The 14,583-nt window shown below is 36.7% G+C and carries 13 protein-coding genes; 5 read left to right on the forward strand and 8 right to left on the reverse strand.

Going from position 1 to position 14,583, the window contains the following annotated elements; genetic code table 11:
* Window positions 1-55: 55 nt before the first annotated feature.
* The 3 genes from V6E76_RS02280 to V6E76_RS02290 form a co-directional block, all read right to left on the reverse strand.
* The gene (locus V6E76_RS02280) at window positions 56-883 is read right to left on the reverse strand and encodes a hypothetical protein (RefSeq protein WP_026866033.1); all 828 of its coding nucleotides are present in this window, start codon (window positions 881-883) and stop codon (window positions 56-58) included.
* Between the two features lie 69 nt (window positions 884-952).
* Entirely contained in the window at window positions 953-1,876 is a 924-nt protein-coding gene (rarD, locus tag V6E76_RS02285) for an EamA family transporter RarD (RefSeq protein WP_166626943.1), read from the reverse strand.
* A gap of 122 nt (window positions 1,877-1,998) precedes the next feature.
* A complete protein-coding gene (locus tag V6E76_RS02290) occupies window positions 1,999-2,988 on the reverse strand; it encodes a hypothetical protein (RefSeq protein ID WP_026866035.1) in 990 nt (329 codons plus the stop codon).
* Window positions 2,989-3,140: 152 nt separating this feature from the next.
* On the opposite strand from V6E76_RS02290, the gene V6E76_RS02295 reads away from it, so the two are divergent.
* From V6E76_RS02295 to V6E76_RS02310, 4 genes are all read left to right on the forward strand, one after another.
* Window positions 3,141-3,611, forward strand: coding sequence for a MarR family transcriptional regulator (locus V6E76_RS02295; RefSeq protein ID WP_247348571.1), 471 nt, complete (start codon window positions 3,141-3,143; stop codon window positions 3,609-3,611).
* Entirely contained in the window at window positions 3,595-6,234 is a 2,640-nt protein-coding gene (locus V6E76_RS02300) for an MMPL family transporter (RefSeq protein ID WP_026866037.1), read from the forward strand. The genes V6E76_RS02295 and V6E76_RS02300 overlap by 17 nt, the downstream gene beginning before the upstream one ends.
* 65 nt (window positions 6,235-6,299) lie before the next feature.
* Window positions 6,300-6,539, forward strand: coding sequence for a hypothetical protein (locus V6E76_RS02305; RefSeq protein ID WP_026866038.1), 240 nt, complete (start codon window positions 6,300-6,302; stop codon window positions 6,537-6,539).
* Between the two features lie 109 nt (window positions 6,540-6,648).
* Window positions 6,649-7,224 (forward strand): hypothetical protein, encoded by a 576-nt coding sequence (locus tag V6E76_RS02310; protein WP_198687384.1) that lies wholly within the window; start codon window positions 6,649-6,651, stop codon window positions 7,222-7,224.
* Window positions 7,225-7,256: 32 nt separating this feature from the next.
* Here V6E76_RS02310 and V6E76_RS02315 read toward each other — a convergent pair whose 3' ends face one another.
* The gene (locus V6E76_RS02315; protein WP_166626947.1) at window positions 7,257-8,369 is read right to left on the reverse strand and encodes an amidohydrolase; all 1,113 of its coding nucleotides are present in this window, start codon (window positions 8,367-8,369) and stop codon (window positions 7,257-7,259) included.
* Between the two features lie 150 nt (window positions 8,370-8,519).
* Between V6E76_RS02315 and menC the strand changes: the two genes are divergently transcribed.
* On the forward strand, window positions 8,520-9,659 hold the full coding sequence (gene menC, locus V6E76_RS02320; protein ID WP_035855618.1) for an o-succinylbenzoate synthase: 1,140 nt from the start codon (window positions 8,520-8,522) through the stop codon (window positions 9,657-9,659).
* 48 nt (window positions 9,660-9,707) lie between these two features.
* Here the strand turns inward: menC and V6E76_RS02325 are convergent, their stop codons facing one another.
* The 4 genes from V6E76_RS02325 to V6E76_RS02340 form a co-directional block, all read right to left on the reverse strand.
* Window positions 9,708-10,568, reverse strand: coding sequence for a metallophosphoesterase (locus V6E76_RS02325; protein ID WP_035855619.1), 861 nt, complete (start codon window positions 10,566-10,568; stop codon window positions 9,708-9,710).
* Window positions 10,565-11,815 (reverse strand): hemolysin family protein, encoded by a 1,251-nt coding sequence (locus tag V6E76_RS02330; protein ID WP_342664962.1) that lies wholly within the window; start codon window positions 11,813-11,815, stop codon window positions 10,565-10,567. Before V6E76_RS02330 ends, V6E76_RS02325 begins: the two co-directional genes overlap by 4 nt.
* Window positions 11,816-11,944: 129 nt before the next feature.
* On the reverse strand, window positions 11,945-12,151 hold the full coding sequence (copZ, locus tag V6E76_RS02335; protein WP_035855628.1) for a copper chaperone CopZ: 207 nt from the start codon (window positions 12,149-12,151) through the stop codon (window positions 11,945-11,947).
* Between the two features lie 40 nt (window positions 12,152-12,191).
* Window positions 12,192-14,576 (reverse strand): heavy metal translocating P-type ATPase, encoded by a 2,385-nt coding sequence (locus V6E76_RS02340; RefSeq protein WP_026866043.1) that lies wholly within the window; start codon window positions 14,574-14,576, stop codon window positions 12,192-12,194.
* Window positions 14,577-14,583: the final 7 nt, after the last annotated feature.

Consider the following 14,583-nt stretch of genomic DNA (forward strand, 5'->3'; position numbering starts at 1 on the left):
TAGTAATTAGAACATAAAAAACCGTTCCTTTAAAATTAAAGGAACGGTTTTATCATTACTCATTAGGGAGTTCGATTTGATCAATATTATTAAAGTTATCAAAGGTAGTATCACCATTTAATGAGAACGTGCCACCTGTATCTTTACCTTCGACATCAAAATTAATCTTCTCTATCAACATTCTCTCTTCATCTACAACAAATTCGATTGAGGATTCCACTGTTTCTACAGTCATTTGTCCAAAATTAACTTGCACCAATGACTCTAGATTTCTATAAACTTCCTCATCATTTCCATGGTACTTATAAATAATCTTATCATCGGTCTCCTCTGTGGTCATGTAACCAAACAAGGTTTCTAAAGAATGAACCGCTTGATCATAAGTGACACTGTATAATAAATTAACATCGACCGAATCTGATACATTAATCCAATCTTGACCATTGTAGAAATAAGTTTGTCCATCTCTCGATAAAGTGCGATCTTCGCCTGCACTTCTTAGCCGTAATTGAGGTGGGTCTCCATTTATGACGTCAGCTTCTGCATTAAGAGATTCTTCCTCCATCTCATCTAATGAAGCCTCTAGGTTTAATTCTGCTTTGTAGCTTTCGATTTCTGTTGACTTATCGATTATTTTGGCGAGCTGTTCATCTTCAACTTTCGCCTGTTCTATGTTGTCTTCTTCAGTAGAATTATTTTTATTTTCACTGGTTTGCTCTTCAGATTCTTCTGTGGAATTATTATCTTCTGAGACTTTAGTCTTGTTGGTATCGACAGTTCTTTCGTTTTCTGAGTCATCTACAGCTTGTGAATCAGTTGCCTGACAGGCTGCTAAAAAACCCGTGACGATTAACAATAAGCCAAAATTTTTAAAATAATACATGACTCATTCCCCTTACACTAAAATCTTTCTAAATAGTACCACGGACTTCTCATTATATCTAACAATAAGCTAAGACTCCGTAAGTTTGACGGTCTTCTTCGGACGTCTTGGTCTAGAATTTTTAAACCTTATTATTGTGTACAATATTAGGCCGTACCAAATGAAAGTATAAGAAATTTTATGGGTGTCGGTGAATGATTCACCATATATAAATATGCCAATTAACAGTGTTAGGGTTGGTCCTATATATTGTAGTAAACCTATTAAAGACAAAGGAATGTACACTGCACCAATCGCAAACATTAATAGTGGAATTGCTGTAACAACACCTGTTCCTACAGTGAAGGCTGTCTCAGCGTTCACACCAAATTCCAAGGTATTCATACCCGTAACATTCAAATAGATGATATATATTAAAGCTATGGGAGCGAGTACTGCCGTCTCAACAGCAAGTGCGTACGTCGCGTCTAAGTTAATCGTCTTTTTAATCAATCCATATACCCCAAATGTTACTGCTAGAGTCAAAGCGAGTAATGGTATTCTCCCCACGCCAAGCGTCATGTACACTACACCAATCAAAACTATGAATATTGCTAGCCATTCGCCCTTAGAGAATCTTTCTTTCAAAATAAAAAAGGCAAGTAAAATACTGACAAACGGATTGATATAGTATCCTAAACTTGCCTCTAGTATATAACCTTGGTTCACAGCTAAAATATAGGTCAACCAGTTTAAGCTTATAATAATCGAAGCTGCTATGATACTTAACGCTTTTTTCTTATCACTGAATATGTATGTAAGATTGGTTTTTAAATATTCCCATCGCCCAGTTAGTTTGATATAAAAAATCATAAAAATAAAAGACCAAAATATTCTATGGGCTATAATCTCTAATGGTGAGACATATTCAATTTGCCTCCAGTAAATTGGAAGTACACCCCAGATTACGTATGTTGCACCTGTTAGCAATATCCCTTTTGCTACATTGGACATTGACTCACCTCATTCTTTTTGTATTTTATCTTAATTTTACAACTGAACACTAAATTAGCAACAATTACACTTCAATAAAAATAGCGGCAAACAGCTTGAGCTGTTCACCGCTAAGTTTTTTACTATAAATCATTATCGTTTTCAATTTGGTGATCCGGTTCACGTTTCTCTTGATGATTAATCTCATCCAATGATTCTCTTCCTACAAAATAATATGCAACGATTGATCCTAAAATCAGGTAAGAGACATACACACCAATCACAAACGTGATTAAGAGTACAACAAATCCTAATATTGCTGACAAGCCAGGCATGTCCGTTTGTACAGCGGTGAAGCTGACTAAGAATGCAAGACCGAAAATGACAGCGAACATTACAATCATCATCACAATATACAAGATTAAGTTACTAAAGAATAACTTCACCATACTCGCGCTTGATTTGAATAAGATGTCCCACGCTATTTTTAGCTTATCCATAGTTGGAATTAAAGGCTCATCAATGTAGACCATAAATACCACTGCGAAATAAATAAACATGATGATATATGGAATGTAAGCAACAATCGTAACGATAAGAGCTAGAGCTACCGATAAGATTATCATTGGTACAGACAATTCTTGGAGCTGTGTTGTTTCAGTCACAAATCCTGCGCCAGCAAGTGGCGTAATTGCAATAACAAACAGCATATTTATTAATATACCAATCACTATAGACAAGGCAACGTACAGGAGAAAAACGAGTAAAGCAATCTTAATAAGTTTTGAGTAGTTTCCTTTCTTGAAAACTTTATATGCTTCACCAAAACTAAATGGTTTACCTGTATACGCACTTGCAAAGTATCTAAGAATACCGACATACATTGGAAAAATTAAGAAGATACAAGCTAATACAAAAACCAACGAAATGACTAGTCCCCAGACAATGAAGGCGACGCCTATTGTCGAGTCATCGGTATTAGTAAATGATAAAAGCGCAGGTGCAAACATTAAAGCAAACATCAAGATTGAAGGTAGTATGATACAAAGTATCATCTGTAAAATTGTAAAGCCTAATACTTTACCGTGTTGCCCTTTTGCATTTCTTCTATACAAAGATAGATATTCAAACATAACCTAATAATCACTCCTTTATTTATATAGTCTTCCATACCCTGATTCAATATATTCATTCATACCAAGCGATAACTTTTGCCTTAAGTAGTTGAACATGTTAAACTTCTTTTGTTCTAAATATAAATTTGCTTGATTGGAGGTCACTTACATTGAATGCAGATTCTGAGACAATTGAAAAGTTTACTCAGATTTTCGGCTTTGGTTATGCTCACATTTTTTCTGAAGTTACAGAGTCAGTCAGACAAATGCATATTTCTAAAGAACAGATGGCAATCATTGAATATTTATTTATGCACAAATCCGCAACACCAACAGAACTATCAGAAAAACTAGGCGTACATAAAAGTTCCATTGCCCATGCTTTAAGAAAGTTGAGTACAAAAAAATTGATTTACTCGAAGAAAAATCCACTAAACAATGATAAGCGCTCAAAACTTATTAGTCTGACAGAAAAAGCACAAGAAATCATTAGTGAGGTCTTTACACATTTATCTAAGATTATATGTCAGAAATTAGGCTCATTATCACAGAAAGATACCCAAGCTCTTAATGAAGCAGTAGACACCATCATAAAAATTTTTAAGATAGACGGAGGATTATTTAATGAAGCAGGTGCTTAAATTTAAATGGCCGATTACTGTATTAATGCTCGCTTTTGCGATTATTTCTTTCATGTTATCGCCAAACTTAACTGAACTTGCCGCTGAAAAAGGTGATGTTCAATTACCGAGTACGGCCGCAAGCGAACAAGCAAGACAATACTTAGAAGATCACGGCCAAGATGTAGAAATGATGTCCTTAGTTCTCGAGTTTGAAGACTCACCAATGTCTCATCAAGCAGATATTGAATCTTATATCTCAGAAATTGAAGACGCAGATTATACAGAAAATGTGATCAATCCATTTACACTCAGTGAAGACATGCAGGAAAACTTTGTAAACGAAGATACTGGCGTCATTATGATTCCAATGGAATACACTGGTGATGCGAATAATATCCTCACTAATGCCGAAGAAATTGAAGGCATGAATACCACAGACGCAGACACGTCCATTACATCTAATGAGATGATTCAAAGAACACTCGAAGAAGATGCAATGAATGGTGTACAGACAACTGAAATCTTTACAGTCATGATTATTATCGTCGTCTTACTTGTAATGTTCCGCTCGATTGTCACACCATTTGTGCCACTGATTGCAGTCGGTATTTCTTACCTACTCGGACAATCCTTTGTTGGATGGTTTGTAGAATGGTTCGGTTTCCCAGTATCACCTCAAACACAGAGTTTCTTAATTGTAATTCTATTCGGTATAGGTACGGATTACGTCATCCTATTACTCAATAGATTTAAAGAAGAGCTCGAACATCACGACAAAAATCAAGCGGTCATCAATACCTTTAAGACAGCAGGTAAGACAGTCTTTATAAGTGGTATTTCAGGTGCAATATTATTTGGTGTCCTTTACTTTGCGAACTTTGAAATCTACCGTTCAGCAGTTGGGGTAGCAGTTGGTATTTTAGCACTATTATTATCACTATTTACGATATTACCTATCTTAATGTCTCTCATTGGTAAGTATATATTCTGGCCAAGTAAACACACTTCTGGTTCAGGAGAAAGTAAAATTTGGACACCACTTGGTTTGTTGTCCTTAAAATTCCCAACACGCGTCATATTTACGGTGGTTGCTGTTCTCATTGCATTAATTTACTTCTATGACGATGAGGTTCAGTACGATTCTCTATCTGAACTCGATGATTCATATTCAGCCGTTCATGCGGTTAATACGATCAGCGATAGTTTTGATGCAGGTTCAACCTTCCCTGTAGAAGTTATTTTTTCTAATGATGAAAATCTGATTACTTCTGACGGGCTCACTCGTGTAGAATCTGTATCTGATGCGGTAACTAAGTTAGACGGCGTCAAAGAAGTACAGACACTTACACGACCTGTCGGAGATAAGATGGATGAGTTGTCAGTCTCTTACCAACTCAATGAAGCCAATGATGGATTGACTGAAATTCAAGATGGCTTAACTGAAATTTCTAGCGGACTTACAGAAATTAATGAACAAATCTCTAGTGCTGATATGAGTGGCGGAGACCTATCCGAATTAGAAAGCGGTGTTCAAGAATTATCGACTGGTATTGATGGTGTCAGCCAATACCTAAGTGCCACAGGAGACGTAAACGGTGCAAGTCAACAGCTCGCACAACTTTCACAAGGTGCAAATCAGCTATCACAAGGTATGACTCAAGCAAACCAACAAATTCAAACAATGACTGAACAATCTCAAACACAGATGTCAGAACTTGCCGCAGGACTATCAGAGATGGCAACAGGACTAGACGAAATCAACAATGGTGTGAGCCAAGTTGGTGATCTTATGACTGCCATTAATGACAATGAAGCGACAAATAGTACAGGTATTAACGTTCCAAACGAAATGATAGAAAACGAAGAGTTTCAATCAGCAATTGACCAATACTCATTCGCAGATGGACAAGCAGTTAAGATGAATGTCATCCTAGATGTCGATCCTTATAGTAATGAAGCGATTGGTGTGCTTGATGATATTGAAGAAACAGTCGATAGTGAAATGCAACGTCTAGACAACGAGGAAACAACTGCATATTACTCAGGTGTCACTAGTATGAATAGAGATTTAGACACAGTGACAACTGATGACTACACAAATGTTGTCATACTATTCATCGTCACTCTATTCGTCATTTTAGCGGTACTCTTTAAATCACTTGTACTGCCAGTCGTAATGATCAGTTCCATCTTCATTACCTACTTCAGTTCAATGACCATTTCTCAGTGGCTCTTGTCCTTATTTGGTATCGATCAATTAAACTGGGCAGTTCCATTCTTTAGTCTAATCATCTTTGCCGCACTCGGTATTGACTACTCTATTTTCATTATCGACCGCTTTAGAGAAGAAGTGAGATACAGTTCAATTCGTGAAGCGATTGAATTATCTGTACGCCGAATGGGTACCGTAGTCATCACAGCAGTTATCATCCTAACTGGTACCTTCGCAGCCCTATATCCTTCAGGTATCGCGATATTAGTGCAGGTAACCAGCGTCATTATATTCGCCCTACTATTCTATGCCTTTGTCGTTTTACCATTGCTTATTCCAGCAATGATCGCAACGCTTAAACGCGGCACATTCTGGCCATTTAGAATGCCAGGTGGAAAGGGTCGCGAAGATAGTATTGATGATCAATAGAAAGTTTGAAATTGACAATTCTAGGGTATAAAAAACTAGTATTTTTTAAGTAAGGAGTTGAATCCATGCCAGGAGAGAAAAGTGCTGGATTAGCAGCAGTATTGAGTTTCTTTGTAACAGGACTCGGACAGATATATAACGGACAAATCTTTAAAGGTATCCTACTCATATTGATACAAATGATTAACGGTCTACTTCTATATGTTCTGATTGGTTTTATTACATTACCAATCGTATGGCTCTACGGTGTGATCAATGCATATCGTCATGCCGAACGTGTAAATAGAAGGTTATATAGAGGATAGTTAATAACCCGTATGTGAATTCACATACGGGTTATTTAATAGGCTTATGATTTTTTGAGAATTACTGTTAATGGTACAATTAACATAACTTATTAAAGGATGTGTATCTATGGGCTGGGAATTTATAGCATTTTTCTTTGGAGCAGCAGCACTTGGAATCTTTTTATTACTCGTCGTATTTATAGTAGGGTTATTGAAATGGTTGCTACAAGGTTACTTCCTTTTCAGAGTGGCTGAAATCAAAAGATATGACTTACCTTGGCTTGCCTTCATACCATTTGGTACTTTCTACCTCGGTGGCCAAGCTTATGATGGTAATATTCTCAAGAAAGGATCATTTCAACCTAAGCACATTGGTCTAGTATTTGCCATCGCTGGTATCATCTTATATCTAATGGGCTTATCTATTGGTGATATTGTCATCACTTATCTACTAATGGAATCAATCGCCTTTATTGGTATATTTACAGCGTATGTTAAACAACCTATTATTGGTGTCTTACTTGCCCTGTTGAATGCTGTTACTGCAGGTATTGCTGCTATTATCATCCTCTTCTTATATTCTAGAAAACTAAGAGATGAACATGACGGCAGTGTATTGAATAACGAAGACTTTGAAGATAACGCTTCAAATGACAAACAACCACAACATCCAAATGACCCAAACCTGAATAGAAACATTTAAAGGACCAGTACTGGTCCTTTATTTTTGCACATTTATTTTTCAGGTACATTCAAAATCGTTTGATATAAAACATTCGCACCTGTTTCCATACGTTCATGATTAAAGATCATATCTGGATGGTGAAGGCCTGGTTGTAAATCACAGCCTAAACCTACCATTGCGCCTTTGAGTTCTGGGTACTGTACTGTATAGTTATGGAAGTCATCTCCACCACTTGTTACAATTGGTTCTAGTAAATACTCTTCTCCAACAGTATCTATGATTGCTGAACGGAAAACAGCAATAGCCTCTTCATTGCTCTCACTTGCAACTATTGAAGATTCCTTCAAGTCTTCAATAGTCACATCATATAATTCTTCAACGACTCTTAAAATGTTATGAATATTCGCTTTTAAATCTTTCATTGCATCATTTGTTTGTGCACGCACGTCAATTCCACATTCAGCTGAACCTGGTATGATATTTAATGATTTTGAACCCGCCATAAATTTAGTCATCTTAGCACTCGCCGGAACCATCGGGTTAATGTGTATTTTAGAGAGCATGTCAACAATAGCTGAACCGACTTCAATCGCATTAGAATTCAAGTGCGGTCTTGCACCATGTGCATCATGCCCACTAATTTTAAACTCAAATGATCCTGCAGATCCATGTTCAATACTTGGTGAAATAAACCCGTCTGTCGCCTCTTCAATAGGTCGTAAATGAATACCAAACATGTAATCTAATGGATCAATAACGCCTTCTTTTAGCACATCTAAAGCACCAGTACCTAGCTCTTCGGCTGGTTGGAAAACAAATCTTACACCACGTGTTTTAAGTGCATCATGACCCTTTAGTTTTAACATTGCCCCAATCACCATAGAGATGTGTGCATCATGTCCACAGGAGTGATTCGCCTGAAGTTTACCATTCACTTCTTGGTAAAGTGCATCAATATCGGCACGCATACCAATTAGAGGGTATTCTCCACTCCAATTCCCCATATCACAGTATAATCCAGTAATATTCTTAAACTTCACCGGTTCAAAACCTTCATTTTTTAGAAATTCATATATATAATCCGTCGTTTTATATTCTTCGTTGCTAAGCTCTGCATTGTTGTGAATATGATTGAAAATTTCATTGATTTTTGCCGTTGTCATGCAATCCCTCTTTCAAAAATTAAAATCTGTTATTAATAAATATATCACAGTTATAATTGTAAGAAAATTTAAATTAATGGTGGGAAATGAAAGAAGTGTTTATGCTTATGGTGTATAATACATATATATTGATTACACGGAGGAAATAAGATGAAAATAAAAGAAATTAAACTACATCAGCTATTGATGGATATGAAAAACCCATTTACAACATCCTTTGGCACACAACAACAGCGTTTTATTACTATCGTGGAAGTCATTGATGAGGACAACACAAGTGGCTTTGGAGAATGTGTGTCTGGTGAAGACCCGCTCTACTCTGAAGAATTTATGGACGCGACTTTAATTGCCTTAAAGAAATATTTCGGCCCATTAGTTATCGGTAAAGAAATCTCACATCCAGATGAAGTTTGGGATATATATAAGCCATTCAAGCGTAACAACATGGCTAAAGCATGTATTGAAGGTGCCGTTTGGGACTTATACGCTAAGAAACAAGGCATTACACTTGCTAAAGCACTTGGTGGAGAAAAAGAAACTGTAGAAGTCGGCGTTTCTTTAGGCTTAGAAGATACAGATGAAGCCCTACTTGAAAAAATCGGTGAAAAAGTTGAAGAAGGTTATAAACGTATTAAAGTTAAAATCAAACCCGGCCGTGATGTAGAAATGGTTCGTAGCATAAGAACAGTCTACCCTGATATCCCATTGATGGTTGATGCTAACTCTGCTTATACACTCGATGATATCGATACGCTGAAGGCTCTAGATGAATTTAACTTAATGATGATTGAACAACCTCTAATGGCTGGAGACTTAATCGATCACGCTAAATTACAAAGAGAAATTAAGACCCCAGTATGTTTAGATGAAAGTATCGATTCATTTGAATCTGCCCAGGCAGCAATTGAGCTTGGTAGCTGTAAGATCATCAATGTCAAAGTAGGACGTGTCGGTGGTTTAACCCAATCACTAAAAATTCACGACCTTGCGGCCAAACATGATATTCCTCTATGGTGTGGCGGTATGTTAGAAGCGGGTGTTGGTAGACTTCACAATGTGGCAATTACATCACTCAGCAACTTTGTACTTCCAGGTGACACAGCGTCCTCTTCAAGATATTGGTATGAAGACATCATCACACCGGAAGTAGTCGCAGAAAATGGTGTTGTAAAAATATCAGAAAAGCCTGGTATAGGTGCAGAAGTTGACTTCGATAAGATGAAACAATACCTAGTAAAAACAGAAGTACTTACTGAAGACGATCAACTCGATATGATTATGCATAACTAATTAAAACTGCCTAGGGTTCTTGAAATACCAAGATCCCTAGGCAGTATTTTAATACTCTTTTTTAAGTTCTACGACAACAAGTTCAGGATGGTTAAATACCCTAAAAGGGAAGCGGCTGTTGCCAAGTCCTCGGCTGACCACCATTGTGGTGCCATCTTTTTCATATAAACCTTCTGTATATTTTGGATTAACCCCCTGATGAGGCGCATATAAACCCTTTACTATTGGTAGGCGAATCTGACCTCCATGTGCATGGCCACAAAATACTAGATCTACAGGATTCTTGCTATAGATAGATAATAGCTCAGGACGATGCGCGAGTAATATTGTAAAATTATGTGGTAAATTATTCACATTTTTTTTAATTTCATTAGAAAAATTTCTATAGGTCATAATATTCTCTTCATCACCAAAGAACCAAACATCGCTCACACCAGTGAGGTTAATCTTTTCACCCCTATGCTCAAGTTCAACAGCCTTCTTTGTCACATTCACTACATCAGAATTTCCAATAATCTCGTACAACTTATGAAACTTAGTGTAATCCGCTTCATGATTACCCGTTACATAATATGCATCCTGAATATTGGTAACCTTCTCAATAAAGGTCTTAGAACGCTTTAAAAAAGGTGTCCGTCTATCGATAACATCACCAGTAATAAAAATTACATCTGGATTAGCTTTTTTGATTGCTCTTAAGAGGTTACTTGCGCTTCGACCAAAAAAAGCATTATGATAGTCTGAAACTTGAATAATTCTATATCCATCAAAAGCACTGGGTATATTTTTATTTTTATATTGATATTTCGTCGTAATAATATGCTTATCTTCTTTCCATAAAAAACGAGCGAGAGCAATCGTAAATCCTAGGATGAGTGGTGTTATTTTTAATTTTCTAAGTATACTCATTTCTCTTCCTCATTATTTTCGTTGAATGATCTATCATGCTTCATAATTTTAACAAGACGAATCATATGATCTTCCATCTTCAAAACTTGAAATTCTAGATTATCGAGATATGTCTTATCTCCCATTTTTGGAATATCTTCAAACGCTGATAATAAGAATCCTGATAAGGTATCCTCTTCTTCTGGTATTGCTGTATTGAACAATTGATTTAGACGGTGTAAAGTAATCTTCCCATCACAGATTATCTTATCGTCACTAAAGGCACGTACAACAGAATCATTTTTTAAATCCGTTTCATCTTCTATTTCAAAACCAAGCATGGTTTCTATAATATCTTCATGTGTTAAAATACCTTCAGTTCCTCCGTATTCATCTAGAACAATCGCAAGATGTCTACGTTCTCTACTCATACGTCTTAAAACATCTTCTACATTTTGAAATTCTCTAATAGTAAGAGGTTTAGTATCACTAAAATCTAGAAGTGACTTTTCTGGTGTAACAGACCATTTCAAAAGATATTTAGAGTGAAAAACACCCACAATATCATCTAGGTCTTCATCATAAACAGGATACCTGGTATGCATGTTATTTATAACGGTATCCCTGACGTCCTCCATCTTTTCATCTTTATGGATTGCCATCATTTCTGTTCTTGGTGTTGTCATAACATCCTTAACATTTAATTCCTTAAAATCTAAGATTCCTTTTAACCTCTGTGATTCGGTCGAGGCAAGTGCCCCTTCACTATCTGCAATCTGAACTAGATTCACAATTTCATCACGCGATACTGTCCAGCTTTTTTTTGACCCCTTTGATAGTATCTTCGTTATAAAATCTGTCATTGAATTTAAGATAACAGTCAATGGATAAAAAATGATATTCAAAAATGAAATAATTGGGCGCACCGTATATGACACGCGTTCTGGAAACGCTGCTGCAATAGATTTCGGTATAACTTCTGCACAAATAATTATCGTAATTGTGAGTACAGCTGATGCAAGTGTGACACTCCACCCGTACTGAATTGCCATTGAAGTCACCAAAACCGGTGTGATTAAGTTTGCTATATTATTACCTATTAATATTGTCGTAATAAATTGACTCGGTTTATTTACCAGTTCATAGAGTTTCTCTGCTTTTTTATTTCCCCCTGCTGCTTGTGATTGCAATTTAATTTTATTAACCGCTGTTAAAGCTGTTTCACTTCCTGAGAAGAATAATGACGTTAAGAGCAAAGCAATAACCACAAATATCAATCGTGGTTCCCCCTTGTTTAAGTTATGTATTATACTTATCTTACCATTATAGAGCTTTTGATTGGAATAATAAGGTATAAAAAAACCGAAATCCGATAACGGATTTCGGCTTTCGGTTACTTATTTTATATCGTAACCTTGATTTTCTATTGCTTCTGTCATTTTTGCTCGATCGGTTACTGTATCATCGTAGTTTACTTCAACATTGTTATCTTCTAGGCTTACAGAAGCTTCAGATACACCTTCTAGATTATTCAAAGCACCTTCTACAGAAGCTTTACAGTGTCCACAAGTCATTCCTACTACATCAATTGTTGTTTTAGCCATTATATTCATCCTCCAAATTTTTATTAATTATATATTGTATTTACACTTTAACACGTTTTAAACGTAATGAGTTGGTTACCACACTTACTGAACTGAATGCCATCGCAGCTCCAGCTACCCATGGTGCTAAGAAACCTAGGGCTGCAATTGGAATTCCAAGCGTATTATAAGCAAATGCCCAGAACAAGTTCTGTTTAATATTTTTAATTGTTTCGTGACTCAGATTTACCGCTCTTGGAATTAGTGTTAAATCATCACCAAGTATTGTAAGATCCGCTGCTTCAATGGCAACTTCAGTACCAGTGCCCATGGCAATACCAACATCCGCTAAAGCTAAAGCCGGTGCATCATTGACACCGTCACCAACCATCGCAACGACTCTTCCTGATTCTTGGATACTTCTAATCTTATCCGCTTTTTGGTCAGGCAAGACTTCCGCAATCACATCATCAATACCAACTTCACGTGCAATTGCCTCTGCTGTACGTTGGTTATCTCCAGTTAACATGATGACTTCTAAACCTTGATCATGCATTTCTTTAACAGCTTCTCTAGCTGTGTCTTTAACAGTGTCAAGGACTGCTATAGAACCTTTAAAGACGCCATCAATTGCAATAAGCATTGCTGTCTTACCTTCATGCTCATACTGCTCAATATCACTATCTGCAGTACCGATATTCACTTGGTAGTCTTGCATTAACTTACGCGTACCTACTAGAATTTCTTTACCTTCAATAGTCGCTGTTACACCATGACCGGTAATTGCTTCAAAGTGATCAACATCACTTAAAGTCAGTCCTTTTTCAGTCGCATTGGCAACAATTGCTGTTGCTAATGGGTGTTCAGACCCTTTTTCTGCTGAAGCTAGAAGACGAAGTGTTTCATCATCTCCAGTAAAATCTGTAACTTCAGGTTTACCTTTAGTAACAGTACCTGTTTTGTCTAGAACAACAACATTCACCTTGTGTGTTTTCTCTAAGTGCTCTCCACCCTTATAAAGAATACCGTTTTCAGCACCCTTACCTGTACCTACCATTATAGAAGTCGGTGTTGCAAGTCCTAAAGCACATGGACAAGCAATAACAAGTACTGATATTGCTGCAACAAGTGCAGATTCTAGGTCACCTGATGGTACCAAGAAATACCACACAATAAAGGTCACGATTGCAATACCAATTACGATTGGTACAAAATAACCTGAAATAACGTCAGCCATTCTTTGAATTGGCGCCTTATTACCTTGAGCTTCTTCAACTACTTTGATAATTCCTGCTAAGGCAGTATCTTTCCCAACTTTTGTAACCCTGACTTGAACACTACCATTTTGGTTGATTGTTGCACCGATGATACTGTCCCCAGCTTCTTTTTCAATAGGAATCGATTCACCTGTTAGCATTGATTCATCAACAGAGGTTCTTCCTTTTAATAGTTCTCCGTCTACAGGGAATTTTTCACCTGGTTTAACAATTAACACATCATCCACTTTAACTTGATCTACAGAAACCATCTCTTCTTGACCATCTCTTAATACACGTGCTTCTTTTGCTTGCATGTCTAGTAATTTAGAAATGGCACCTGTCGTTTGTGATTTAGCCCTCGTTTCTAAATACTTACCGAATAGAATCAAAGTGATGATAATTGCGCTGGCTTCAAAATATAAATGTGGGTGTTCGACAGCATCTGTCATCCATAAATAAGTCTCGTAAAGACTGAAACCATATGCAGCTGTCGTCCCCATTACAACAAGGACGTCCATATTAGCCGTAAAGTTTTTTAAATTCTTATAAGCCCCGCGGTAGAATTGCCAACCTAATATAAACTGAACCGGTGTTGCAAAGGCAAGTTGGAACCATGGATTCATAAAGATATCTGGTAAGTTAACACCAAATAGGTGATCTAACATCGTGACAAGTAATGGAGCTGATAGTAACGCCGCAATAATTACTTTCCACTTCATTGTTTTTAACTCTTGGTCTTTATGGGAAACTTTTTCCTCGTTTGAGCGTTTTTGGCTTGCTTCATAACCAAGATTACCAATTTTATCGATTAAGCCTTTCTCGTCAATCATATTAGGATTGTACTCAATCATTGCATTTTCCGTCGTTAAATTGACTGTAGCATTTTCTACACCACTTGTCTTGTTCAGAACTTTTTCAATTCGGCTTGAGCATGCTGCACAAGTCATACCCGTAATATCGAGTTCTGCTTGCTCATATCGAACACCATAACCAAGGTCATTAATTTTTTTAGTAATATCTTCTGGCTGAATTTTGTCTTTATCGTATTGAATAGAAGCTTTTTCAGTTGTTAAATTGACTGTCGCATCAACATCATCCATCTTATTAAGCACTTTTTCAATACGATTTGAGCATGCTGCACAGGTCATGCCGGTAATGTTTAAATTTAAGTCATCTTTTTCTGCCAATTCTTTT

Origin of the sequence: Jeotgalicoccus huakuii, assembly GCF_036665975.1 — a bacterium.
Taxonomy (GTDB): domain Bacteria; phylum Bacillota; class Bacilli; order Staphylococcales; family Salinicoccaceae; genus Jeotgalicoccus; species Jeotgalicoccus marinus.

Bases quoted from the DNA above. Each gene is read 5' to 3' on its own strand.
- V6E76_RS02280 (WP_026866033.1), bottom strand. From the start codon at position 883: ATGTATTATTTTAAAAATTTTGGCTTATTGTTAATCGTCACGGGTTTT.
- rarD (WP_166626943.1), bottom strand. From the start codon at position 1,876: ATGTCCAATGTAGCAAAAGGGATATTGCTAACAGGTGCAACATACGTA.
- V6E76_RS02290 (WP_026866035.1), bottom strand. From the start codon at position 2,988: ATGTTTGAATATCTATCTTTGTATAGAAGAAATGCAAAAGGGCAACAC.
- V6E76_RS02300 (WP_026866037.1), top strand. From the start codon at position 3,595: ATGAAGCAGGTGCTTAAATTTAAATGGCCGATTACTGTATTAATGCTC.
- V6E76_RS02305 (WP_026866038.1), top strand. From the start codon at position 6,300: ATGCCAGGAGAGAAAAGTGCTGGATTAGCAGCAGTATTGAGTTTCTTT.
- V6E76_RS02310 (WP_198687384.1), top strand. From the start codon at position 6,649: ATGGGCTGGGAATTTATAGCATTTTTCTTTGGAGCAGCAGCACTTGGA.
- V6E76_RS02315 (WP_166626947.1), bottom strand. From the start codon at position 8,369: ATGACAACGGCAAAAATCAATGAAATTTTCAATCATATTCACAACAAT.
- menC (WP_035855618.1), top strand. From the start codon at position 8,520: ATGAAAATAAAAGAAATTAAACTACATCAGCTATTGATGGATATGAAA.
- V6E76_RS02325 (WP_035855619.1), bottom strand. From the start codon at position 10,568: ATGAGTATACTTAGAAAATTAAAAATAACACCACTCATCCTAGGATTT.
- copZ (WP_035855628.1), bottom strand. From the start codon at position 12,151: ATGGCTAAAACAACAATTGATGTAGTAGGAATGACTTGTGGACACTGT.